The sequence below is a fragment of the Bartonella sp. B17 genome (assembly GCF_053795755.1).
Genome location: NZ_CP200032.1, coordinates 1084813 through 1108016, shown reverse-complemented (window position 1 = coordinate 1108016; position 23204 = coordinate 1084813). Strand labels below are relative to the sequence as shown.

At 36.6% G+C, this 23204-nt stretch carries 25 protein-coding genes and 1 tRNA gene; 18 read left to right on the top strand and 8 right to left on the bottom strand.

Annotation, left to right across the window (positions count from 1 at the left end; all coding sequences use genetic code 11):
- Positions 1 to 374 precede the first annotated feature (374 nt).
- The 3 genes from V4B18_RS04930 to glpD all read right to left on the bottom strand — a co-directional run bounded on the left by V4B18_RS04930 (position 375) and on the right by glpD (position 4637).
- Positions 375 to 1382 carry a nicotinate-nucleotide--dimethylbenzimidazole phosphoribosyltransferase gene (locus tag V4B18_RS04930; protein ID WP_455475361.1) on the bottom strand — a complete coding sequence of 336 codons (1008 nt, stop codon included), beginning with the start codon at positions 1380 to 1382 and terminating at the stop codon, positions 375 to 377.
- Between the two features lie 350 nt (positions 1383 to 1732).
- Entirely contained in the window at positions 1733 to 2713 is a 981-nt protein-coding gene (gene dusA / locus V4B18_RS04925; protein ID WP_455475360.1) for a tRNA dihydrouridine(20/20a) synthase DusA, read from the bottom strand.
- Positions 2714 to 3119: 406 nt separating this feature from the next.
- Positions 3120 to 4637 carry a glycerol-3-phosphate dehydrogenase gene (glpD, locus tag V4B18_RS04920; protein ID WP_455475359.1) on the bottom strand — a complete coding sequence of 506 codons (1518 nt, stop codon included), beginning with the start codon at positions 4635 to 4637 and terminating at the stop codon, positions 3120 to 3122.
- Between the two features lie 367 nt (positions 4638 to 5004).
- Here glpD and V4B18_RS04915 point away from each other — a divergent pair, with 367 nt between their 5' ends.
- The 4 genes from V4B18_RS04915 (at position 5005) to V4B18_RS04900 (ending at position 8272) form a co-directional block, all read left to right on the top strand.
- A complete protein-coding gene (locus tag V4B18_RS04915; protein ID WP_455475358.1) occupies positions 5005 to 5865 on the top strand; it encodes a DsbA family protein in 861 nt (286 codons plus the stop codon).
- A 260-nt stretch (positions 5866 to 6125) separates the two neighbouring features.
- A complete protein-coding gene (accB, locus tag V4B18_RS04910) occupies positions 6126 to 6620 on the top strand; it encodes an acetyl-CoA carboxylase biotin carboxyl carrier protein (RefSeq protein WP_455475357.1) in 495 nt (164 codons plus the stop codon).
- Between the two features lie 14 nt (positions 6621 to 6634).
- A complete protein-coding gene (accC, locus tag V4B18_RS04905; RefSeq protein ID WP_455475356.1) occupies positions 6635 to 7993 on the top strand; it encodes an acetyl-CoA carboxylase biotin carboxylase subunit in 1359 nt (452 codons plus the stop codon).
- A 203-nt stretch (positions 7994 to 8196) separates the two neighbouring features.
- Positions 8197 to 8272 (top strand) — tRNA-Thr (locus tag V4B18_RS04900).
- A 217-nt stretch (positions 8273 to 8489) separates the two neighbouring features.
- Here the strand turns inward: V4B18_RS04900 and V4B18_RS04895 are convergent.
- From V4B18_RS04895 to V4B18_RS04885, 3 genes are all read right to left on the bottom strand, one after another.
- Complete coding sequence (locus V4B18_RS04895) at positions 8490 to 8822, bottom strand: helix-turn-helix domain-containing protein (protein ID WP_455475355.1); 333 nt, start codon at positions 8820 to 8822, stop codon at positions 8490 to 8492.
- Positions 8823 to 8913: 91 nt separating this feature from the next.
- Entirely contained in the window at positions 8914 to 9837 is a 924-nt protein-coding gene (locus V4B18_RS04890) for a hypothetical protein (protein ID WP_455475354.1), read from the bottom strand.
- Entirely contained in the window at positions 9837 to 10829 is a 993-nt protein-coding gene (locus V4B18_RS04885) for a YqaJ viral recombinase family nuclease (protein ID WP_455475353.1), read from the bottom strand. The genes V4B18_RS04890 and V4B18_RS04885 overlap by 1 nt, the downstream gene beginning before the upstream one ends.
- A 507-nt stretch (positions 10830 to 11336) precedes the next feature.
- Between V4B18_RS04885 and V4B18_RS04880 the strand changes: the two genes are divergently transcribed.
- The 9 genes from V4B18_RS04880 to V4B18_RS04840 all read left to right on the top strand — a co-directional run bounded on the left by V4B18_RS04880 (position 11337) and on the right by V4B18_RS04840 (position 19659).
- Positions 11337 to 11948 carry a hypothetical protein gene (locus V4B18_RS04880; protein ID WP_455475352.1) on the top strand — a complete coding sequence of 204 codons (612 nt, stop codon included), beginning with the start codon at positions 11337 to 11339 and terminating at the stop codon, positions 11946 to 11948.
- Between the two features lie 186 nt (positions 11949 to 12134).
- On the top strand, positions 12135 to 12350 hold the full coding sequence (nrdH, locus tag V4B18_RS04875; RefSeq protein WP_455475351.1) for a glutaredoxin-like protein NrdH: 216 nt from the start codon (positions 12135 to 12137) through the stop codon (positions 12348 to 12350).
- Between the two features lie 24 nt (positions 12351 to 12374).
- Positions 12375 to 12971 carry a hypothetical protein gene (locus tag V4B18_RS04870; protein ID WP_455475350.1) on the top strand — a complete coding sequence of 199 codons (597 nt, stop codon included), beginning with the start codon at positions 12375 to 12377 and terminating at the stop codon, positions 12969 to 12971.
- A complete protein-coding gene (locus tag V4B18_RS04865) occupies positions 12972 to 14930 on the top strand; it encodes a phage terminase large subunit family protein (RefSeq protein WP_455475349.1) in 1959 nt (652 codons plus the stop codon).
- A complete protein-coding gene (locus V4B18_RS04860) occupies positions 14914 to 15147 on the top strand; it encodes a phage head-tail joining protein (protein ID WP_455475348.1) in 234 nt (77 codons plus the stop codon). The genes V4B18_RS04865 and V4B18_RS04860 overlap by 17 nt, the downstream gene beginning before the upstream one ends.
- Positions 15147 to 16658, top strand: coding sequence for a phage portal protein (locus V4B18_RS04855; RefSeq protein WP_455475347.1), 1512 nt, complete (start codon positions 15147 to 15149; stop codon positions 16656 to 16658). Before V4B18_RS04860 ends, V4B18_RS04855 begins: the two co-directional genes overlap by 1 nt.
- A gap of 34 nt (positions 16659 to 16692) precedes the next feature.
- Entirely contained in the window at positions 16693 to 17688 is a 996-nt protein-coding gene (locus tag V4B18_RS04850; protein ID WP_455475346.1) for a S49 family peptidase, read from the top strand.
- Positions 17689 to 18171: 483 nt separating this feature from the next.
- A complete protein-coding gene (locus tag V4B18_RS04845; protein ID WP_455475345.1) occupies positions 18172 to 18567 on the top strand; it encodes a head decoration protein in 396 nt (131 codons plus the stop codon).
- Between the two features lie 12 nt (positions 18568 to 18579).
- Positions 18580 to 19659: a major capsid protein gene (locus V4B18_RS04840; RefSeq protein WP_455475344.1), complete on the top strand. Its 1080-nt coding sequence runs from the start codon at positions 18580 to 18582 to the stop codon at positions 19657 to 19659.
- A gap of 52 nt (positions 19660 to 19711) precedes the next feature.
- Here the strand turns inward: V4B18_RS04840 and V4B18_RS04835 are convergent, their stop codons facing one another.
- Complete coding sequence (locus tag V4B18_RS04835) at positions 19712 to 20137, bottom strand: type II toxin-antitoxin system VapC family toxin (RefSeq protein ID WP_455475343.1); 426 nt, start codon at positions 20135 to 20137, stop codon at positions 19712 to 19714.
- Positions 20137 to 20400, bottom strand: coding sequence for a hypothetical protein (locus V4B18_RS04830; RefSeq protein WP_455475342.1), 264 nt, complete (start codon positions 20398 to 20400; stop codon positions 20137 to 20139). The genes V4B18_RS04835 and V4B18_RS04830 overlap by 1 nt, the downstream gene beginning before the upstream one ends.
- A 141-nt stretch (positions 20401 to 20541) precedes the next feature.
- On the opposite strand from V4B18_RS04830, the gene V4B18_RS04825 reads away from it, so the two are divergent.
- Genes V4B18_RS04825 through V4B18_RS04805 form a run of 5 tightly spaced genes read left to right on the top strand, consistent with a single transcriptional unit; the run spans position 20542 to position 23194 of the window.
- Positions 20542 to 20871, top strand: coding sequence for a head-tail joining protein (locus tag V4B18_RS04825; protein WP_455475341.1), 330 nt, complete (start codon positions 20542 to 20544; stop codon positions 20869 to 20871).
- A complete protein-coding gene (locus V4B18_RS04820; protein WP_455475340.1) occupies positions 20868 to 21335 on the top strand; it encodes a hypothetical protein in 468 nt (155 codons plus the stop codon). The genes V4B18_RS04825 and V4B18_RS04820 overlap by 4 nt, the downstream gene beginning before the upstream one ends.
- A complete protein-coding gene (locus V4B18_RS04815) occupies positions 21328 to 21969 on the top strand; it encodes a phage baseplate assembly protein V (RefSeq protein WP_455475339.1) in 642 nt (213 codons plus the stop codon). Before V4B18_RS04820 ends, V4B18_RS04815 begins: the two co-directional genes overlap by 8 nt.
- The gene (locus tag V4B18_RS04810) at positions 21966 to 22334 is read left to right on the top strand and encodes a GPW/gp25 family protein (RefSeq protein WP_455475338.1); all 369 of its coding nucleotides are present in this window, start codon (positions 21966 to 21968) and stop codon (positions 22332 to 22334) included. The genes V4B18_RS04815 and V4B18_RS04810 overlap by 4 nt, the downstream gene beginning before the upstream one ends.
- Complete coding sequence (locus tag V4B18_RS04805) at positions 22331 to 23194, top strand: baseplate assembly protein (RefSeq protein ID WP_455475337.1); 864 nt, start codon at positions 22331 to 22333, stop codon at positions 23192 to 23194. Before V4B18_RS04810 ends, V4B18_RS04805 begins: the two co-directional genes overlap by 4 nt.
- The last annotated feature ends 10 nt before the right edge of the window (positions 23195 to 23204 follow it).

Genomic DNA, 23204 nt, shown 5'->3' with positions numbered 1-23204 from the left:
GAGAAACAAATATAAACCATCTTAATTTTTAAAATTTGTATTAAAAAAATGCAAAATTTTTTATTTCTTACGGAGTTTAAAAAGCTTAATTTTATTATTCTTTATTAGTGCAAAATTAAAAAAATGTAATTATTTAACAATGTGTTTGCATTCTTTTTTAGAAGATAAATTGCACGTCACTGTTTTTATGTATATAACAGCAATGCACACTCAACCATGAGTAGCAAAACATCTCTTAAAAATTTTGCTAAAATTGATATCTATAGTTTTCTATTTTTTCGTTCTAAACAGACTATCGTGAATTTATAAAGAATATCATAAAAAGAGAAAAAGATTTTAATAATTTTGATTGTTATATAATTAAGTTATTAATTTTAAACGGCCAAATCTTCTTGCTTAAAAATCGCCATTTGTGCATGCGTTAAAACAGCAGCCTTGACTATACCAGCAGCCACAGCAGCACCTACTCCTTCACCAAGATTTATCCCCAAATCTAAAAACGGCTCTTTCTCAATTTTTTCCAAAAGTTTACGGTGTGCTGGCTCAGAAGGAATATGCCCTACGAGAACATGATCGAGAGCCCTTGGATGCATTTTATAAAGTACCGCAGCCGCTGCTGTTGTTACAAAACCATCCAAAATAACTGGTATTTTTTCCAGTCTTGCTGCTAAAATAGCACCTATGATAGCAGCAATTTCGCGCCCTCCTAAGCGACGCATGATTTCAAAAGGATCATCAAAATGATGCTTATGTAAAGAAACTGCTGTTTTAAGCGTAGCTACTTTACGTTGATAAAATTTTTCTTCATGTTCGAGGCCATTCTCTATCCATTCTTCAATCTTTCCACCAAATAATGCAAAACACAAAGCTGAAGCTATCATAGTGTTTCCGATTCCCATTTCACCTATACACAGAAGATCTGGACCACCAGCGATAGCTTCCATTCCAAATGCCATTGTAGCAGCAGCATTACACTCATCCATTGCTGCATCTTTTGTAATATTCCTTGTTGGATATTTCAGTGCCAAATCGAATATCTTTAATCCAAGGTCATAAGCGTTACAAATCTGATTAATAGCAGCACCACCAGTTGCAAAATTTTCTACCATCTTCTGTGTCATAGATTGCGGAAATGATGTAATATTCTCATCTGTAATACCGTGATTTCCAGAAAAAATAGCAACTAACGGCCGTACTACAACAGGTTTTTCTGTACCTCTCCATCCTGCATACCAAACCGCAAGATCTCCTAATTTTCCTAGTGCGCTTCCCATATGTGTTAAATTTTTTTGACGTTTTTTTGCCAAAATCATAGAAAATTCATCAGCAATAGGTAAATTGGTGAGTAAAATACGAAAAGACTCAAATGAATTGACGGTCATGAAAACACCTTTTCAAACTTACACGATATAATTTGTCATATCAACAAGACGCAAATAACTTGTTGCTTTTTTAAAAAAACGTTTTGGACACATCAAGCCTTATTAGCGAAATTATTTTTACGTTAAATTTTTTAATAAAATGGTTGTTGTTATTGATCTACATATACTTCACCTTTAGTTGATTTATTAATAAACATCAATCCGCATACTATATTTACATACAACTGGTATCCTCTCCATAATAGCGTTAATTTTTGAAATTAATAAATCTTGCAATACTTTAAAATTTTTCTAGAAATAAAGTCTTAAAAAATTTAAGCTTTAGTATACGTTGATCTGTACAATTTTTATTAACTGAAAACAGAAAAAGCTTCTTTTAAAACATGCACACCAGCATCTTTTTTTGTTGCATCATTTGATAATATTTGCCGCCATCGACGTGCCCCATCTTGACCATGAAATAAACCAATCATATGACGTGTAACATGAGAAAGCCGTCCCCCTGATGCAATATGTTTAGCAGCATAATCGCACATAGCTTCAATAAGATCACAATCACTAAGATTATTCTGTGATTCACCATATATCTCTGCATCAATATACTTCAATAAAGTTGGATCATGATAAACTTGTCGACCAACCATAACAGCATCGCATAAAATTAAATGCTCTTTAATTTCATTAATAGATTTAATTGCACCATTTATTCCAATAAATTTATTATGATATTTGCGTTTTAATTTATATACTCTTTTATAATTAAGTGGAGGAACATCACGATTTTCTTTCGGACTTAACCCTTGTAACCACGCTTTACGTGCATGTATCCAGAGTGCATCACATCCAGCATTCCAAACTTGATTCACGAAAAAATCTAAAGTTAATTCTTCATCCTGATCATCTACACCAATCCTACACTTAACAGTTACAGGTATAGAAACTGTTTGTTTCATTGCTTCTACAGCACTTGCCACAATATCAGGATGTAACATCAAACAAGCACCGAATGCACCAGACTGAACACGATTTGATGGACAACCAACATTAAGATTTATTTCATCATAACCAAAATCTTCTGCAATTTGCGCAGCCTCTGCTAACTTTTTTGCATCTGATCCCCCTAATTGCAATGCAATGGGATGCTCTTTATGATTTAAAGTCAATAATTGTTCGCGCATACCATGAATTACAGCATCTGCTACAATCATTTCAGTGTAAAGCAGCGCTTTTTTTGTTAAAAGGCGATAAAAAAATCTACAATGCCGATCCGTCCAATTTAACATTGGCGCTACTGCAAATTTTATTGGTGAAGGAAGGCTATAAAATACCATAAAAATCACTCTTGCATTTTCTTAATAGCTTCCCACCATCCCTACATAAATTTCTATTTCACGAAAAGTTTACTATTTTTACTATTAATTAAAAACATAAAAACACCCTCTCTACTTTATTGCTTTCCTTAGTTGATTTAAAGTTTTATCAAAATCAGTTTAAGCAAAAACAAGTTATGTTGCTTTCAACAAAAAGCTACTTCTATAATAGATCTATTTAAATAATTCTATAAATATTAAATATAACTATAATAATTTATTAAAGTAACATCCATTTTTACTCATACTATACTGAAAAATACAGATAAATTGTATGATCATGGCTTAACCATTTTCAATAATTTTGTAATTGATTTATGACATAAACAGATGTCATAATAAAGTGATATAAGCCCTGTAAAATGAGTTATTGCGAATTTTGTTTAGTTTCTTGTTTACTTTGCATATAAGTAGACAGAGCATCAATCTCTTTTTTATTAAACAAAAGCCCAAGTTTTGAACGGCGCCATAACACATCCTCACACGTCTTAGCCCATTCTTTTTCCATTAGCCATTTTACTTCTATTTCATAAAGTCCATGTCCAAAATTTTTTCCCTTATCTGCCTCACCATTAGCAAATATTATGAGTGCTTCGGAACCATAAGAGCGGGCAAGCCTACGATGCGTAAAACTATCTAAGTCTGAAATCAAAAGAGCAATTTTGTGTTCGATTATATCCAGTTTATTATATGGAAAGTCACCTCCAGGAAGTGTTGAATTAGCTGTCCATGGTGCTCCTTTTGTACCAAGCGCTTTTTCAACAAATTTCATTACATCTTCAGCCAATTTGCGATAAACTGTAATCTTACCGCCATAAAGATGGAGGATCCGCGGAACGTCTTCACTTCCCATTTCTTTCAAAACGTAATCACGCGTAATTTCTTGTGCTTTGGAAGCTCCATCATTATAAAGCGGACGAACACCAGAATAGGCCCAAACAATGTTTTCACGCAATACTGGTTTTATAAAATATTCACTCGCTGCTGTACAGATATAATCAATCTCTGTATCCGAGATATGAACGTCAGCAGGATCACCTTGATAATCACAATCTGTTGTCCCAAGCAATGTAAATTTTTCTTGGTACGGAATAGAAAATATAATGCGCCCATCATCATTTTGAAAAATGTAAGCACGATCATGGGTATAAAGCTTTGGAACAACAATATGAGAACCTTTAACAAGTCGTACTGATGAATTCCCCTTATAATCTAATACATTTTCCAAAACATGTTTAATCCAAGGACCTGTCATATTCACAACATAAGAAGCCGTAACGCAATATTCTTTGCCGCTTAACTTATCTTGAAGAACCACAAGCCATTTTTTATCCTCTACTTTTACGGATAGAACCTGTGTTCGTACTTTTATATCAGCACCCAGTTTTTCCGCATCACGCGCATTTGCAATTACCAAACGTGCATCATCTACTCGTGCATCAGAATATTCAAAGCCTCTGTGGTACTTTTCTTTAAGCGTAGAGCCAAATTTTTTTGAAAAATTAATAGTTTTACTGCGCCACAATTTTTGATTCCAGCTACCAAGATAATCATAAATAAAAAGTCCCAAACGCAACATCCAAGCAGGTCGCAATTTTTTATGATAAGGTAAGATAAAGCGTAAAGGACGCACAATATGCGGAGCCATACGCCAAATAATTTCGCGCTCTTTTAACGCTTCACGAACAAGTTTGAACTCATAATATTCAAGATAACGAAGACCTCCATGAATGAGTTTTGTTGATGTGCTTGATGTACCTGATGCAAGATCATTCATTTCAGCTAATCCTACTTTAAATCCGCGTCCAGCTGCATCTCTTGCCAATCCACATCCGTTTATCCCACCACCAATGATAAACAGATCATAATGCGTTGTGGTTTTCATAATTTTACTTTTCATATCAAATTTATTTCATTTTACTGTGCTCAACAAAACAGAAGTTAAAAGTCAATACCAAGATTCTCTTAACCGAATTATTAATGTACTTTTTCTGTAATAAAATTATGCATATAATTATTCTTTACATTACCATAAGTTAAAACAATATTTGATAAAAAGAAAAAAATTCAGTCATTGTAAAAACACAATGATAGCAAAATATGTGCTAGATAAAATCTTTTTATATAAAAGAAAAAATTTATATTTTTTTTGCAACCTACTAGATTTACAATACAATTAAATGCTTTATTGCGTATATGCGATACTTTCCGTATAGTTTTATAATGTCGCAATAAAAATAGAAAGCATAAAGATGACTAACAAGTCTCAGTACTTTAAAAAAAAACTCATTGCAAAATTTTTAGCAACAACCATATTGAGCGTTTTAATCTGCTCGCCTTCTTTATCGAACACAAAATTAAGTGAAGAAACACCAAATCATTTGAGCTCAGAAAAATTTAAGATACAACTTTTAGAAGATCCTGTCTTTCTATCTAAGCTTAAAGAAAAGATTGCAACACATATTAATGATCACGATATTCAAAAAATCGTTAGAGACTATCTACTCACTAATCCAGAAATTATGATTCAAATGCAGCTTATTCTTCAAGAAAAGCTAGAAAAACAAAAAGAAAAGCGAGCTTCTTTTATAAATTTATTAAAAAAGGAAATTTTTCAATCCCCTCATGATGCTATTTTTGGAAATCAAAATGGTAAAACAGAACTTGTTGTCTTTTTTGATTACAATTGCAGTCATTGTAAAAAGTCCTATAAACACATAACAAATTTAATAAAAGAATACCCAGATTTACGGGTAATTATCAAAGATTTGCCAATTTTAGGACCTGACTCTATGGCAGCACATACCGTTGCCTATGCTTTTCGACAACAGTTGCCAGAAAAATATCATCAATTTTATCAAACACTCATAACCAGTCCAAATCGCTCAAATGAGGCTAAAGCCATTAAAATAGCAATTTCACTAGGAGCTGACGAAAAAAAATTGCGCCATGCAATGAAAAAACCCGATCCGCAGAATTCCTTTCAAGAAAATATTCAAATTGCCTCTACGCTAGGTATTACTGGAACCCCTTCTTATCTCATAAATAATGAGATATTTATCGGAGCTGTAATGCAAAAAATTTTAGAAAATGCGATAGAAAATGCACAATAAACATCTTCTTTATCTCATCAATCTTATAAAAAATACCATAAATTTAAGTGATTTTAGGCTTTCTCTTTTCTATGAACAAGTTTATAAGTGCAATCTCTATAGCAGATATAAGTTCAAAATTGCAAAATATCATCAGTGCGAATATCAGAAAAGTAAAATAAACCTTCCTAGAAGCCTCAAAAAGGTCATCCGTAGTCGAAAAACATTTAGTTATAGCAATAAATAGTGAGGAGCTTCATGGATAAAGGAGTTAAAAAAAAATGGCAACAAAAAAAATGGATGCGACGAGACATACTGCAATTGATACAAAAATTATCCGCGACCTTGCTGAAATTTTGAATGACACAAATTTAACTAATATTGAACTTGAACAAGGTGGACTTCGTATTTGCGTATCACGTCAAAACACCTCAATCGTTACCGAACAAACAATCCCTCCTCACATTTCCACTCCTACTGTTATTACAACTACTCCCCCTTTAACCGCAGAACATGAAGTATCGACACAAGAAAATGAGTCAGAAAATGTGATAACATCTCCAATGGTTGGTACAGCATATCTTGCACCTGCACCAAATGCACAAGTTTTTGTAGAAGTAGGACAAAATGTTTCCGAAGGACAAACATTACTTATTATTGAAGCAATGAAAACGATGAATCAGATTCCATCACCACGCTCAGGTGTGGTAACCGCTATTTTTGTTAAAGATGGTCAGCCAGTTGAGTTTGGTGAACCACTCATTGTTGTTGAATAAAGCGAGGGGAAATTATGATTCAAAAAATTCTCATTGCGAATCGAGGAGAAATTGCTCTTCGCATTCAACGAGCCTGCAAAGAATTAGGAATAAAAACTGTAGCCATTCATTCAACAGCTGACGCTGACGCAATGCATGTTCGTCTTGCAGATGAAAGTGTTTGCATTGGTCCTCCCTCAGCACGCGATTCTTATTTGAGTGTTCATCAAATTATTGCTGCATGTGAAATTACAGGAGCTGATGCTGTACATCCAGGATATGGTTTTCTTTCTGAAAACGCAAAATTTGCAGATGTTTTAGAAGCTCATGATATTACATTTATTGGCCCAACAGCCGCTCATATTAGAATGATGGGTGACAAAATTGAAGCAAAAAAAACCGCTAAAAAACTCGGAATTCCTGTAGTTCCCGGTTCAGATGGAGCTATAACTGAAGAAACTGAAGCTTTGCGTGTTGTTAATGAAATTGGTTACCCTGTTATTATTAAAGCTTCTGCTGGTGGTGGTGGACGTGGTATGAAAGTTGTTCATTCTGAGCAAGAATTTGCTACAGCTTTAAAAACAACCCGCTCAGAAGCAGCAACTGCTTTTGGTAATGATGCAATTTATATTGAAAAATATCTAGAAAAACCACGCCATATTGAAATTCAAGTCGTAGGTGATGGAGCAGGAAATGCCATCCATTTAGGAGATCGTGATTGTTCACTTCAGCGACGTCATCAAAAAGTATGGGAAGAAGCTAATTCACCTGCACTTAATGAAATTGAACGAAAAAAAATTGGTGATATTGTTGCAAAAGCCTGTGCAGAACTTAGGTATCGTGGTGCAGGTACCATTGAATTTCTTTATGAAAATGGTGAATTTTACTTTATCGAGATGAATACTCGTTTACAGGTTGAACACCCTGTAACTGAAGCAATTACGGGTATAGATTTAGTTCATGAACAGATTCATATTGCATCTGGCCAAGGACTTTCAGTTACACAAGATAACGTCTGCTTTTCTGGTCATGCTATTGAGTGTCGTATTAATGCGGAAGATCCCAATAACTTTACCCCATCGCCAGGAACCATTACACATTTTCATACACCTGGAGGTTTGGGAATTCGTGTTGATTCAGGTGCTTATTCAGGTTACCGTATCCCACCTTATTATGATAGTTTAATCGGAAAACTGATTGTTCATGGACGTACACGCTTAGAATGCATGATGCGTTTACGACGTGCTTTAGATGAATTTGTAGTCGATGGAATCAAAACCACCTTGCCTCTTTTTCGCGACCTCATTAGCAACCAAGATGTTACAGATGGTAATTACCATATTCATTGGCTAGAAAAATATCTTTCTAACAAATCAGAAATTTCAGATTCATAACCTGATAAATAAAATGATTCATTTTACCAACATCCTCTACTAAATGTAGTATAGGAGTAGTAAAATGTTATTTACAAAAGATGATTAAGGAGTAAAAAGCTGATTACTTTATAATCTGTGATATAAATTTAAAAAATATGTACAAAAATTGACAATTTTTTGTTTCCCTTTTTGTAAGTTTATGCTACTGCACATGTTGCTATGCCCTTATAGCTCAGTTGGTAGAGCACCTGATTTGTAATCAGGGGGTCGGGAGTTCGAGTCTCTCTGGGGGCACCAATAAAATCAATAACTTAGCAGTTTTTTTTCAATTATAAGAAAAGATTTTTTAGCTGCGGGGCACCCTACGGGGCACCCGAGCAAGGTTGTTGGAAAGTGTATAAAGATGGCTATATCTGAATAGTCGATTCACTAAGGTATCAAATCAATATCCGATTTTAAGCAGTGATTATGAGGATAAACCGCAACAGTTTGTGATATTGATTCGTGATAATGGCTAAGTGATTTTAGAAAGAATTTTTTCTTCTTGTTTTTTGCGTAGGATAATTTCTAAACCAAGAGTTTGCGCAACTGCAACGAGATTTCCCATTTTAGGTTCGCGGCGCCCATGATACCAACTGCGTACTGCATCCCATGATACACCTGAAGTCCACGCAACATCTATAAGCGTCATTCCCTTCTCGATGCGTGCCTGCATAATGGCTTTCATAATTTCATGACGATCAGTCAGTTTAATTTCTTTCACATCAGAAAATGACACTGGTGATGAAACTGATTGGATTAATGATGCCTGAAAACTCTTTTCATTTTTAACGGAAAGATTATTCAAATTTTTCTCCCTTAACATCATTATGCAGACAAGCTTATCTCTGCTGCAATTAACCTTATCTTTTCCGCCTTTTAAAATCTCTTATTCAGTGTTAATAATCATCAATGATTAGATCAGATGAAATATCGTTTTTGTCATCATTGATATCTTTCGCCATTATTGCAGCCACTTCAGGCACAACCTGTTTTTGAATGGGAAAAATCTCTTCTACCGTTGCCTCTACAATATTTTCTTGGATGGATGGTGTATATTGGGGAGCAGCTTTCTTTTTTAAAGCTGCCTGCACACCCTTAGAGCGTTTAATTATCTGCTGACTATTTTTATTTTCTTCTTCTGTTTCTACTGTAATAACTTGATATTTATTATCTGAGATATCCAACACTTCATCTTCTGCATATACCCCATTCAGAAGATTCGGCGCGTAAAGACGCCCAAAAAATGCTGCTGCACGATAACAGCCCATTTGATCTGGCATTGTCTTCCACTTAGAACCGTCTTTACCGTACCACCCTTCCATAATGGCCATCTCTAAGGTAACTTCTGTTCCTTCCAAAACTCGACCAGTACTTTTTTCAACAGCATAAGCAACATATGATTTATTGGTTGCATGAACAATTTCTTGAGCTTGACGATTTTTAAATGATCCAATATCCTTTATTCTAAAACGAAGTGGTGAAAAAAGTCCTGAAATATTAAGAACAGATACAATAAAGCTTGATGACCAACTTGGTCTACCGTTGATGATATGTAAATTTTGCATAACCATAAGAGGCGAAATACCCATACGTTTGGCTATATCAAGCGCGATCATGGCGTTTCCAATATTATTCACTCCTTGATATTGTTTTGGAACTAAAGTTGAAGTTACAAGCATTTTGCATATGCGTTGAGCATCTTCAAAAAACTTCATATCTGAAAAAATACCTGCCCCTTTTAATTGTGGTGGAACTAAGGGATCAATTGTTTGCACTTCACTTTGTGAAATTGGTGCCACAGCTTGTGATTGTATATTCATTATGAGGAAATTCCTTTTTCTTTAAGTTTAGAGACACGTAAATGACGATATGTTGTCTCTGGATAATTTACCGTATATGCAGCTTTTGATATTGTTGGGGCACTTACTTTCCACCCTCGTCCAATAACCGTTTCAGTATCTTCAATGGCGTTAAGCAAAGCAGCATTAGCGCGTTTTTGCTCATTTTTGGCTAACTTAAGAGCTGTATCTGCTTGATATTTTTTTGCTATCAAGATTTCTATTTCATCAACATCAATATTTTGAATTGGCGCATCTAAATCAATTGAGCTCCCTTTTTCACTATGACGATAAATATTACGGATCGTATCATAATCAGCTAAGTAATCTGCTAGCGGAGGGTTTCCGATTTTTACTCTCGTAAACATAGCATTACATGCAGAAAAAATAGCCTCTATTGCCTCTTTATCTGCTTCACGAATAAGAACTCTCGCTTCATTTTCACCAATTAATCCACCAATAACTCCCCATGAAAACCCACAAACACCCATTTGATGCTGTAACTGAAATTCAACATGAGCTGGTGCCTCTTCATCTTCCCATTGTTGATAGGCAATAAAATTATCGACATTTTTTATTTCTAAGCATCCATAACCACGCTCTGGATTTTTATCATCCCAAATAATGTAATCAGGCGAGCAACCAATACGTGGATGTGCAACACTTTCAGCATAAAGAAAGGGATGGTCACTAACAAGTCTCCAACCATTATCATCACAAATACCTTGAGCAATGGACTTCTGTAAGCGCTTACCCCATAACATGCGTTCATTTTCAACAAATTTTGGTGACACATTCCCAGCAAGCTGATGGTACAAATCAAATTCTGTCATATAAGGTGAAACGCCAAACAATGCAGAACTTGCAGTTGCAGTAATATGGTGTGCACGATTTTCTAACCATTCATCTTCATTATCAAAGCCGAACCAATTAGCTGCATCGGGGTATGACGTAAGTTTAAGTAATCTTTTCATGTATAATGATTACTATTTTATAACAAAATTAGCAATTAAAATTTTACCTAATTTTATATTTCATACAAAGATAATTATTTAATCATAGCACCTTTATTATCCCCCTATTATAGCTAAAATTTTCATACATTTTATTTCATACATCAATTTCATACACATTTTCATACATATTTTATTTATATATTTCAAATAGATACTTGAATATGTATGAAAATATGAAAATTTTTAAAAAAAGATAGCCCCATAATGCGCGTACACGCATACGCGTATGCGCGCGCATGCACACACACATATATATATATATATATTATTTATTTTTTATATTTTTATACATATAAGGCTAGAGAGCTAGAAAAAGCTGGATTTTTTGATGTATGAAAATGTGTATAAAATTGATTTTGGTTTCATACAACAAGAAATTTTCATACATTTGATTATTTTGTTGACTTTTTTGTCACCAATATGATAGATTGATTACAAAATTGAAATCATATCTGAGATCACTGTATGGAAATCATTTTCAAAATTGATGATGATGGTATTCAGGACTTGATGTATCAACTTCAAGAACCAAAGCTTCAACGCACGCTCGTTAGTGCTATTAATGCAACTGCCACCGCTTTAAAACGAAAGTCTACTAACCTTGTTGCTGAAAAACTTGGTGTATCTAAAGAAAGCAAATATCGTGTAGCAAAAGAGATTAATGTAACAAAAAAAGCTATAACCAATGAAATGAACGCTATAGTCACTGGTGATACCAATAGATTGCCTTTGCGAATATTTTCTCACCAAGAACAACTCCAAAACGGTACTATCATAAAAATTTCAGGAGAGGATCGTATGTATAGGGGGGCTTTTCATATGGGTGGAAAATTTCCAAACAGAACACCTCTTAAAGTTGGAGGTGGAAATATTTTTAAGAAATCTGAAAGTAAAACTAGAAGAATTAAAAGTAAAAATGGAACATATTTAGGATATGGTATAAGAAAAGTTAAAGGTATTTCTGTAACTAAAGTACTTGAAAAAAGTAATATTCAAGAAAAAATAAGTAATTATACTAAAAATATACTTGAACGAAATGTCGTCAACAAATTGAATAAAGCAATCGATACATTATGAAAATCGCTAAATTTTACTTTTTATTTAGAGTTTTTAATAAAAAGGTACTTCCCAGAGGGGGTAGGGTCGAACACGGTTGAGCAGCGCGATATTTTTCTACCGTCAGAAAATTTTTATATTGCTAAAATATTTATTTTATTGATTTTTTTTTGGCTTTAATTTTTGCCGAAAATAAAGGGGCAATAAATGATAAAAATCTATAGTAAGCCCGATTGTGTGCAATGCACGATGACTTACAAGGCGTTAAATGCACGCGAGTTAACTTATGAAATGATTGACGTAACTCAAAACGAAGAAGCTTACGAATATATTCAATCTCTTGGTTATTCACGCCTCCCTGTTGTTGTAACTGAATCTCAACATTGGGCGGGATTTAGACCAGATAAAATCAAAGACCTATAAGCATCACTCTTAAAAACTTTAAACATGATAGGTCGAAAAAAAAGTTCAGGGACAACTGGTAAAAAACTTAAAGGTCGCAAAGGCATTTCAACCAATGCGTTTGCTAAAAAGATGGGAGTTCATTTTAATGCAGTGCGCTCGCGTATTGAGAAAGGCTATTTAGATGAAGCGCTTTATCCAGACAACTCTCTCAATGAAGATATGGCCACTAAGGTATGGCTTCAAATCTCTTCTGTTGATGCAATTGCTAAAGCAAAACGCGCAAATCCTAACTTCATCACAGATAACGTTATTGACCAAGAGCTTGACCAAAACACTATTAGTTCAGCTAATCTAAAAAAGAAGCTTATCGACATTGCATTAGCAAAGGTTGAGTTAACCGAAAAACAGCGAACTACCGTAAAACTTGCTGATGTACGAAAAGCGGCTCGTAACTTTGCTCGTAGTCATCGTGATGCTGTATTAGCCTTCCCTGCCCGTTACGGTGCTGAGATTGCTGCCGAGGTTAGTATTGATCCTGCAATTTTAATTCCAGTTTTAGAGAAATTTGTGCGCTCATCTTTGACGGAAGCACTTAATATCCCTGAACCATTTCTTGATCGTGAAAACGAGGAAGATTAAATGGAAGTGGACGGTTTAGACGCTATTACAGCTGATGGCTATAATATGTTCTTAGAATATGCGCTGGAAGCAAGAAGACCAGACCCAGCATGGACAGTATCACAATGGTCTAACAAGAACCGCCATTTAGCCACGGTATCATCACCCGAGCCTGGACTCTGGAGAACATCACGGACACCTTATTTGCGTGAAATTATGGACAATTTGTCTGTCTATTCACCTATTGAAACGACAATAGTAATGAAAGGTGCACAAATCGGAATGTCAGAAGCAGGAATGAATTTTTGTGGCTATGCAATCCATCATGCACCCGGTCCTGCACTTTATGTTATGCCAACCGTTGATACAGTTAAAAAACTCTCAAAAACGCGTCTCGAACCAATGATACGCAATAGTCCAGTTTTGTCTGAACGGATTGCACCACCACGCTCGCGTGACTCAGGCAACACCATGTTATCTAAAGAATTTGATGGCGGCGTATTGCTTTTGACAGGTGCAAATTCAGCTGCCGGCTTACGTTCTATGCCAATTAGGTATTTGATCTTAGATGAGGTCGATGCTTATCCAACAAATGTTGATAACGAAGGTGATCCTGTTCAACTTGCTATTAAGCGTACAGCAAACTTTATTGGGCGAAAAATATTTCTTCTCTCAACGCCTGCAAACCAAGCTACTAGCCGTATTAATGCCGAATACAATAAAGGCGATAAGAGGCTTTATCATGTTGGTTGTGAAGGATGTGGAGTACTCCAGCCTATTGTATGGGCAAGTATCAAATGGCCAAAAGGAGAGCCTGAAAAAGCTGTATTTGTTTGCCGTGAATGTGGTCACGAACATCCTGAACATCGCAAAAGACACTTAATGAAGGAAGAGAATGGTGCTTGTTGGATAGCGACACAAGAATCTAGTCGCTCTAATTTGCGATCTTATCATATTTCAGCGCTTTACTCCCCTTGGTTTAAATGGAGTGAATGTGCACGAGATTTTCTTAGTGCGCGCCATGACCCTGCCCTCATTCAGCCATTTGTAAATACTGTCCTTGGTGAAGTTTGGTCAGAGCGTGAAGACGAAGCAATCCCACCTGACACACTTCATGCTTTGCGTGAGGAATATCCTATTTTGCCGCCACAAACGCTAGCATTAACATGCGGTGTAGATGTCCAACCAGATCGTCTAGAATTAGAGTTAGTGGCGTGGGGTGCTGGTGAAGAAAGCTGGAATATTGACTACCAAGTCATTGAAGGAGATGCTTCAGGTGAAGAGGTATGGGAAAGATTAGATATTTATTTAAAAAAGCTTTGGCCTCATCCTGCTTTTAAAAACGGATTTCCTATATCAGCTACTTGCGTCGATACAGGAGGACTAAACACCCAATCTGTTTACAAATATGTAGCAGCGCGTGAACGAAATTATCCCATATGGGGGATTAAAGGGAATCCTGGATCCAAGCCTGTTTGGCCAAAGGCTCCCTCGTTAAACAACAAAGGTGGAATTAATCTTTATATCGTTGGTGTAGACTCTGCCAAAGAGATTATAACTGCGCGTCTCAAAAAAGTGGGTTCCAATGTAAGTGGATCTGGTGCATGCCATTTTCATATAGATCGTGATCTTGAATATTTTGCTCAATTGACCAGTGAATATAAAGTTGTCCGTTATCATAAAGGACGCAAAACCGTTGGTTGGGAAAAAGCCGCCAAAGATCGCAATGAGGCACTTGATTGCCGCGTATACGCTTATGCTGCTCTGCAAGGCTTAATTGCTCTAGGATTAGATTTAAACCGAGATGCAGAAAAACTCGAAAACAGATTAAAAGAAATTGACAATAGTCAAAGGCATCACCCGATTAACCCTGCTATAGTTAATAAATCATCGACGAAAAAACAGAAGAACCCCTACCCATCAAGGGTCAGTTCTTTCATGAAAAATGGGGAAAATCGAAAAAATGTCAGACTCTATTAAGGAAAAACTGACGACATTATTAGAAAAACGCAAAAAACTTGAAGAAACCATTTTTTCTGGCGAATTGATGGTGCGCCACGGTGAAACACAAGTAATGTACCGCTCTATTGATGACCTCAAAAAAGCACTTTGCGTTTTGGATGAAGAGATTGCTACCTTAAATAACACAGGTGGTTATCCTCGCTACTTCTCTCCTAAAATAAGAAGTGGCTATTAATGGCATTTTTTTTTAATAAATTTAATCCATTTGCCAAACCATCAAGCGATCAAGAAGTACGATTGCGCGCAGGCAGCCATAGTGAGCGCCTTTCTGGACTTGAAACACCACAAGAGCATCTTAACCGTGTTATTGAAGCCGCAGGAGCTACTGTCGTTTCCCGATCGCGCTGGCTTTATGATAATGATCCCATTTACTCATCTGCTGTTGATGAATGGGTTTCTGCGGCAGTAGGTGATGGTGTCAAACCATCCCCGCGTATCCAAGGATTTACAAAATATACAAATCACTTAAATGATTTATGGTGGCAATGGTGTGATAGAGCTGATTACCGTCGAAATTACGATTTTTACGGTATTCAAGAAGAAGTTGCACGTGAAGTATTTTTAACAGGTGAATGCTTTATCCATTTATTGATGGTTCCTCAAGACGAGATAGACAGCGACCAAAGTGCATCAGATTATGTCCCACTAAAACTTGAAGTCTTAGCCTGCGAAATGCTTGATGTCGAATATAATTGCCCTGCTGAAGAGTCAGGCAATTACATTCGGATGGGTATAGAGTTCAACCCAAAAGGACACCGAGTTGCTTATCATTTTTTTAAAGAGCATCCCTATGACGAAACAGGCATCTTTAAATTAAATTTTAATAGCGATGAACGTGTGAGGATTCCAGCAAGTCATATAATTCACATAAAAGAAATGCGGCAAAGCGGACAACTACGTGGCATTCCAAGGGTAACGCGTGTACTTACAAAAATCTTTAATCTCGATTTTTATGATGAAGCTGAATTAGAGCGCAAAAAAACAGCAGCATTGTTGGCTGGTTTTTTGGTTGGACCTTCACATGATGCCATAAGCCCATTTTCAGATGCTGCAAGAAAAGAAAAAGGTGAAAAGCATGAAAAATCCATTCCTAATTGGAAACCAGGAACCATAACAGACGTTGGAGCTGATCGTGATATTAAATTTTCAAACCCCGCAGAAGTGGGAGGCTCTTATGATGCTTTCCAATATTGCAATTTATTAAAGATTTGCGCAGGGCTTGGTGTACCTTATTCTGTCGTCACTGGTGATGTTACACGTGGTAATTTCTCAAATGTGCGAACATCTATTATTCAATTTAGACGACGCGTTGGACAATGGCGCGCTAATGTTTTGATTTTCCAGCTAAATCGTATTGTATGGGAACGTTTTATTCTATTAGCGCAGATGTCAAACGTTATTAATTTGCCTAATTTTTATGAAAATCCTACGCCTTGGTTACAATCTGAAAGTCATGCACCCCCCTTAGAAATGATTGATCCATCTAAGGATATGGCAGCAAATGAAATGGCTTTGCGTCTTGGTCTTACCAGTCGTAGAAAGCTGTTGAGCGAACAAGGCATGGATATTAGCGACATTGATAGTCAAATAGCGTCAGACCGCGCAAATGAACATCGTTTAGGGTTAGATTTTTCACCGCATATGCTCACTGTATCAGATTTCCAAATACCTGATAATAATAAATAAGATGATGAAAATATAGAAGATATCGGAGATAAAGATGATTGATGTTCCTCACCTTTATCAGATGCTGTTTAATCATCCACTCATGGTGACAAGAACAAAGTTAGATGTTGTTTTAGCAAGTTTAAGCTCTCGCATTTTGGGAGAACATAAATTTGATAAAATTGAGCAAAAAGCCATAGCTCCATATAAAAAAGCTCATTGTATAGCAGTTATTCCCGTGTTTGGCACACTGGTGCGTCGGCATAGCTTTTTAGCGGCACAATCAGGTTTGACTTCTTATCAAAATTTACGTGCAGGCTTTTACAAAGCTATGCGCGATGAAAATGTCAAAGCTGTTCTATTAGAGGTTGATAGTGGTGGCGGTGAAGCTGGTGGTGTATTCGATCTTGTTACTGATTTGCGTGCTATGGCTCAAAAATATCAAAAACCAGTTTTCTCCCTTGTTAATGAACAGGCTTGCTCCGCAGCCTATGCAATTGCTTGCATTGGACAAGAAATTTGGGCAACACAAACAGCTGATCTTGGTTCTATTGGTGTAGTATCTGCCCATGTTGACCAATCTAAAGCTGATGAGAAGGCTGGCTTAAATTGGACATATATTTATTCAGGCTCTAATAAGGTTGATGCCAATCCTCACCAACCCTTGTCTGATGATGCTCGTTCAAAAATTCAAGCTGATTGTGACACGCTTTATCAAAAATTTGTTGAATTAGTAGCGAGCTATCGCCCACTAACAGTCGACAAAATCCGCGCTACCAAAGCACAAATTTTTATGGGTGAAGAAGCCCTAAACATCGGACTATGTGACCGTATTGGTACCAGAGTGATGGCTCTTCATGCCTTGATGAAGCTCATAAATAACAACCAACATAAAGAGGATAATCCAAAATGGCAAAAAACAAATACGCAAAAAGAAAATGCCTCGAAGAAGATGAACACAAAGAAGAAAATAATCCATACATCAACACCGAAAACGATGAAAATGAAGATGAACTCGTCGAAGAACTTGACGAAAATGAAGAAGAGCTAAAAAACATTGCGGCTGAAGCAGATATAGACGACGCGAGTCACTCCGATAACGATGAAGAATCCAGTGATGTCGACGATGACAACGATACAAATGTAGAAGATGAAGACGAAATTTTAGCCACCGACACTGACGATGACGAACCACAAAGTAAACAAGCAAAAAGCAAAAGAGATGCCAAATTGAAAAAAAGTTTGGCAAAAAATGCGACTCTAAAAGAACGGAAACGATGCCTTAAGCTCGCTCATATTAACAAAGTTGCTAGCAGGATGGGTGTATCATTTAACATGAAGCAAGCTGTTGTAGATGGATTGAGCATACAAAATGCTGCAAAAGCTGTCATGTGGGCTGCTCATGAAAACAGAGAAAGCTATGCACTTACCAATATTCCCCCACAGAGGAGAGATCGTTTTTCATCATCGCCTCAATCTGTAAGTGCTTCTAAAATTAACAATATGTGGGCTAAAGCCAAAGGGAAAAAATAAAATGTCGTATGTATATACTGAAGGATCTTGGATTGCCGAATATCTAATCGAGGACTCTATTGCAATTTCCCGCGAAGAAGTAATAATTGCAAAAGGACAAGAATTAGAGGCAGGAACCGTGTTGGCACGTCTTCACGCTACTGGAAAATATATAGCTCTTAAACCATCAGCAAAACCATCAAAAGACGATGAACCATCTAAAAGCGATGGCTCAGATGTTGCGTGTGCAATTTGCTACGATAATGTTGATGCTTGCGAAAACGATACGCCAGCCACTGTAACAGCACGACTATCTGCTGTCAGTGCAGAAGCATTAATTTGGCCACGAGATATAACGCCTGAACAAAAAATTAAAGCCATTAATGATTTGGCAGAACGTCAAATTATTTTGCGATAAGGGAGCCTTTTTATGAATTTCAGTATTTTTAAAAATGAGGCGTTTTCCAATACATCTATGACGAAAGCCTTAGAGCTTTATGAGTTTCAGCCAGACTTGATCGGTTCGCTAAATATATTTGAAAACGTTGAAACAGACACCACTATAGCCACTGTTGAACGTCGTGACATAGGATTGGAATTAATCAAAACTTCTCCTAGAGGTGCTCCGATTAAAGTTGGCAAACGTATTAAACGTAATTTACGAAATTTTGAAACAGTGCGCATAGCAAAATCTGCAACGCTCCACGCCTCAGAAATTCAAAATATGCGAACGTTTGGTAAATCGAATGAATTACAAACAGCTATAAATTTTATAAGCTTATACCAGAATAAACTCGTTCGCGAAATTGAGATGACTTGGGAAAATATGCAATTAGGAGCCATTAAAGGAGCTGTCCTAGATGCTGATGGAACAGTGATTTATGACTGGTTTAAAGAATGGGGAATACCAAGACCAAAAGCTATCAACTTTGATCTAGATACTGAAAACACAAATGTTGAGGGGATTTGTCGCGAAATTGTACGCAGCATAAAGAGAAAAGCAGGCAATAAGTATATGCCTAACTCTCAGATCATCGCACTTTGTGGTGATACATTTTTTGATAAATTAACGAGTCATAAAATGGTTCGCGAAACTTATCTTAATACAACACAAGCTCAAAATCTTAATAGAGCATTTGGTGTAGCTACAGAAAGCCCCGTAGGTACTGGTAGTTTTGCTTACTTTTATTACGGAGGTATTTTCTTCTATAATTATCACTCTATTGATGATTATGATGAAACAGCAAAAGAGGGAACAAAACTAGCTTTAGGAGTTAAACCTAATGAAGCGCACTTTGTACCTGTTAATGTAGACGGCGTATTTCAGAAAATTTTTGCACCAGGTGAAAGCTGGTCTCATGTTAACGAAATTGGTCTGAGTCTTTATTCCACAATGGTACATGATCTTGATCGTGAATTTTGGGTACAGCCGGAGGTTTTTTCTTACCCATTATTTATTTGCTTACGCCCAGAAATGTTAATGAAAGGTGTATCCGCAACTAAAAAATAATAAGACAAATATTAGCCTTCTCGTCATAATAAACGGCGAGAAGGACTAGAGTTTATGCACATTTCACATCAGTATGAATAAAATCATTCCCCTTAAAGAGCAAAGCTGCATCAAGCACTTTACAACAAGCATAACTAAAGCAATCGCCCATATTTAAGTTAGCTTTATGCCCTGTTCCTTTACCGTAAACTTGATAAGCTGAAATAGCATTCATCGCTACATTCTCGTCTAACGGCAATAATGCTATATTGAGAGAGTCAAAAAAATCATCAACTATTTTTATAGCCTCATCACTTTTTTGCCGTGATACTGGCTTACCAAGACCCGCTTTTATTCGGCATAACCCCGCTACAACTTCAAACTTGCCGATAGCGGAACAATAGAGTTCTTCACTATGAGTGATTTTGAGAAAAAATAATTCAGCTTCAGGCTCGTTTAATAAGATGGCTAAAATAGCTGATGGTTCAACAAATAGCACTAGATTCCCCCACTTAAATCATCAAAAAAATGCTTTTTTTCTGCTTCAGACAAAGGGCGATAATCATCGCCTAAAAATTCTTTTGTACAGTTTTGTAAGCGAGAGATAATTTGTGCGGGTGTTTCTTGCTCTTTTTTTTCATCTAAAAGCTTGCGAAAAGCAACTTCAGCGGCTTCACGATAACTTTTAAAATGAAATTGTTTTTTCACTTCGTCAGCTAGCTTTCTTACTGTCTCATCAGGGATATATAAAGCCTTTGGCATTGTCTACTCCAGATAATATCATTCTAATAATATTATAATAGCTATATTTTAATATTATTCAACCCATGACACTTGTCGGCTGTGATTTAGGCATGTTTTTTGTACAGTTCCTTTTTAAGAAGTTATCGTAAAGGAACAGTGATGTGGGATGACGCTGTCAAAACCATGAATGAAACTATAGTGAATACATTCGGGCAGCCTGTTACCTATATCAGAAAAGATGACGGAATAGCGCGAAATATCTACGCTGTTTTAAAAATCAGCCATTATTTGGATAACTCTAGCGGCAACACGCTGACCAATATTCAAATAAAAGCACTTGACATTCGCATGAGTGATATTGGCGGTTATCAGCCCGCGTTTGGTGATCATGTCATGATTGAAGGAGTAACCTATAGCGTTACTGATGTTTTTCAATCCACTTCCGACCTAATTAAAGTAACACTTAACAAAGAAAGTCACAATTTATGAAATCAGATGCTAATATTCATCATCGCACAAAATTACGTCACTATATTGTCGAGATGCTAAAGGCTGAAGATTCACTAACGGACGTGCAAATTTTTTGCAATCGAACTGCACCAGTACATGAGAAGGTATTGCCTTGTATATTGGTGCGTAGTGATAGTGAGCGCATGGATGAACAATATGTACTTGATAATGGTGGACGCAGTCGTACTACAACAATTACAATTGAATGCCGCGTTGCTGAAAACGCAGGGGATGATGTCGCTGATAAATTAGCAATGATTGTAGAACAAGCATTTTATAAAAATCCTCGTCTTGGTGGATTGGTTTCCGCGAGTAAATTTGTATCAACAGAATTTAGCTTTAGCATGCAAGGAGAACTCCCAATTTATGCCGTAGATTTAAACTTTGAATTTGAGTATTTGACTGAATACGACCCTAGTGATGCAAGGGAAATAAATGTTTGAAAAAACGGCAGCGCAAATAACTGATTTAAAGCGACGTGTTTCTGGGCAAATTGTTATCGGCAACATTAGCGAGGTTGATTATAAAAATGGTCGCTATCGTGTTCAGTCAGGTGCACTGTTAACTAATTGGTTACCAGACTGCCAAGTGCGTGCTGGAAAAACCCAAAGTTGGAGTGGGCGTGATATTGGAGAACAAGTATTACTAGCTTCACCTTCTGGTGATTTAACACAAGCAGTTATCATTGGAGCAATTCCAACTACCAAAACTCAAGCAGCTGATCAAAGACATTTGAATCGCACAATTTATGCTGATGGAACCCAAATCGATTACGATGATAATGAACACACACTAGTCGTCAAGCTTGTACAAGGAGGCAAATTCAAACTGGAAATTAGTGGTGGAGCACAAATTGTGGCAAAGGATGGTATATTGAAATTTTCTGCTCCTAACGGAATTGAATTTCAAAGTGATCAAAATATCGTATTTAAAAGCAATAATAACTTAATATTCAGTGCAAGTGACAAAGTAACAATTGATGCGTCTAAACTTACTCATAATGGGCGTGATGTTGGATCAACACACCGTCATGGCGGTGTAAAAAACGGTATTGGCTTAACAAGAGAACCTCAATGAAACCAGTTCATATCACTGGCACTGGTATGTGTCACATGACAGGAAAGCCCATTACAGGAATTGAGCATTTACGCCAATCAATCATTGATATTTTGATGACACGAGTTGGAACTCGCATCATGCGGCGTAACTACGGTGCAAATGTAGCTGATCTCATTGATAATCCGCAAAACGATAACTTTTCTGTAAATATGGTACAAGCCATAGCAACAGCATTGGGCGCATATGAACCACGCTTAGTTTTAAAAAAAGTGATTATTAAACGTGATAAAAGTGCCAATGATGGGAAGATTATATTGAGGTTCGATGGCGTTTACTTGCCAACTAATCAGAAAATTATCCTTGATGATATAGCACTAAGATGAATAAAATAGTAAGTCAAAAGCTTAAAAATACAGAGCTCTCAAATTTTCCTCCGCCTTCCGTTATTCAAGAACTTTCTTATGAAGAAATTCGTGCCGATGCAATTACACGCCTTAAACGTTTACAGCCAGACTACATCGCCTTAGAAAGTGACCCTGCTATTAAGGTTATTGAAGCGTTGTGTTATCGAGAATTTCTGTTGCGCACACGCATTAACAATGCAGCACGCGCTAACTTATTAAGCTACGCAAGTGGCACTGATCTCGATCACTTAGGTGACTGGCACGGTGTAAAGCGATTGGATAACGAAGAAGATGAACGCTACCGCACTCGCATTCGTCTTTTTCGACAAGGATCATCATCTGGTGGCACAAGTCCACGTTATCGATTTCATGCTCTTAGCGCTTCAAATCGTGTACGTGATGCGATAGCTTATCGCCGCGGCAAAAGCCCTATTGTTCACATCGCAATATTTGGCGACAATGTTGATGGCTCCGCCGATAAGGCATTACTTGATTTAGTTAGCTCATATTTAAATGCTCCCAATATCATCATGACGAATGATGTGCTTCATGTTCATTCAGCTGTGTGCGAAACCGTAAATATTATCGCTAATGTTTATCTAACACCCGAAACTAATCCTGAAATCCTAAAATTAATGGAACAAAATTTGCGTAAAGAATGGTCAAATATTCAAGGACTTGGACGTAACCTCACTCTAAGCTTTTGGATATCCAAATTAATGCTGGATGGTGTTCAACGAATTGAGCCAATTTATCCAATAAAAGACTATTTCGTAGATGAGAGCCAAGCTGTAGCAATTGGCAAAATCACACTGAATTTTGCTGGACAAGCATTATGAGAATATAGGT

Coding starts and splice junctions, on each gene's coding strand:
- V4B18_RS04930 (WP_455475361.1), bottom strand. CDS start 1,382: ATGACCGTCAATTCATTTGAGTCTTTTCGTATTTTACTCACCAATTTA.
- dusA (WP_455475360.1), bottom strand. CDS start 2,713: ATGGTATTTTATAGCCTTCCTTCACCAATAAAATTTGCAGTAGCGCCA.
- glpD (WP_455475359.1), bottom strand. CDS start 4,637: ATGAAAACCACAACGCATTATGATCTGTTTATCATTGGTGGTGGGATA.
- V4B18_RS04915 (WP_455475358.1), top strand. CDS start 5,005: ATGACTAACAAGTCTCAGTACTTTAAAAAAAAACTCATTGCAAAATTT.
- accB (WP_455475357.1), top strand. CDS start 6,126: ATGGCAACAAAAAAAATGGATGCGACGAGACATACTGCAATTGATACA.
- accC (WP_455475356.1), top strand. CDS start 6,635: ATGATTCAAAAAATTCTCATTGCGAATCGAGGAGAAATTGCTCTTCGC.
- V4B18_RS04890 (WP_455475354.1), bottom strand. CDS start 9,837: ATGAATATACAATCACAAGCTGTGGCACCAATTTCACAAAGTGAAGTG.
- V4B18_RS04885 (WP_455475353.1), bottom strand. CDS start 10,829: ATGAAAAGATTACTTAAACTTACGTCATACCCCGATGCAGCTAATTGG.
- V4B18_RS04880 (WP_455475352.1), top strand. CDS start 11,337: ATGGAAATCATTTTCAAAATTGATGATGATGGTATTCAGGACTTGATG.
- nrdH (WP_455475351.1), top strand. CDS start 12,135: ATGATAAAAATCTATAGTAAGCCCGATTGTGTGCAATGCACGATGACT.
- V4B18_RS04870 (WP_455475350.1), top strand. CDS start 12,375: ATGATAGGTCGAAAAAAAAGTTCAGGGACAACTGGTAAAAAACTTAAA.
- V4B18_RS04865 (WP_455475349.1), top strand. CDS start 12,972: ATGGAAGTGGACGGTTTAGACGCTATTACAGCTGATGGCTATAATATG.
- V4B18_RS04860 (WP_455475348.1), top strand. CDS start 14,914: ATGTCAGACTCTATTAAGGAAAAACTGACGACATTATTAGAAAAACGC.
- V4B18_RS04855 (WP_455475347.1), top strand. CDS start 15,147: ATGGCATTTTTTTTTAATAAATTTAATCCATTTGCCAAACCATCAAGC.
- V4B18_RS04850 (WP_455475346.1), top strand. CDS start 16,693: ATGATTGATGTTCCTCACCTTTATCAGATGCTGTTTAATCATCCACTC.
- V4B18_RS04845 (WP_455475345.1), top strand. CDS start 18,172: ATGTCGTATGTATATACTGAAGGATCTTGGATTGCCGAATATCTAATC.
- V4B18_RS04840 (WP_455475344.1), top strand. CDS start 18,580: ATGAATTTCAGTATTTTTAAAAATGAGGCGTTTTCCAATACATCTATG.
- V4B18_RS04830 (WP_455475342.1), bottom strand. CDS start 20,400: ATGCCAAAGGCTTTATATATCCCTGATGAGACAGTAAGAAAGCTAGCT.
- V4B18_RS04825 (WP_455475341.1), top strand. CDS start 20,542: ATGTGGGATGACGCTGTCAAAACCATGAATGAAACTATAGTGAATACA.
- V4B18_RS04820 (WP_455475340.1), top strand. CDS start 20,868: ATGAAATCAGATGCTAATATTCATCATCGCACAAAATTACGTCACTAT.
- V4B18_RS04815 (WP_455475339.1), top strand. CDS start 21,328: ATGTTTGAAAAAACGGCAGCGCAAATAACTGATTTAAAGCGACGTGTT.
- V4B18_RS04810 (WP_455475338.1), top strand. CDS start 21,966: ATGAAACCAGTTCATATCACTGGCACTGGTATGTGTCACATGACAGGA.
- V4B18_RS04805 (WP_455475337.1), top strand. CDS start 22,331: ATGAATAAAATAGTAAGTCAAAAGCTTAAAAATACAGAGCTCTCAAAT.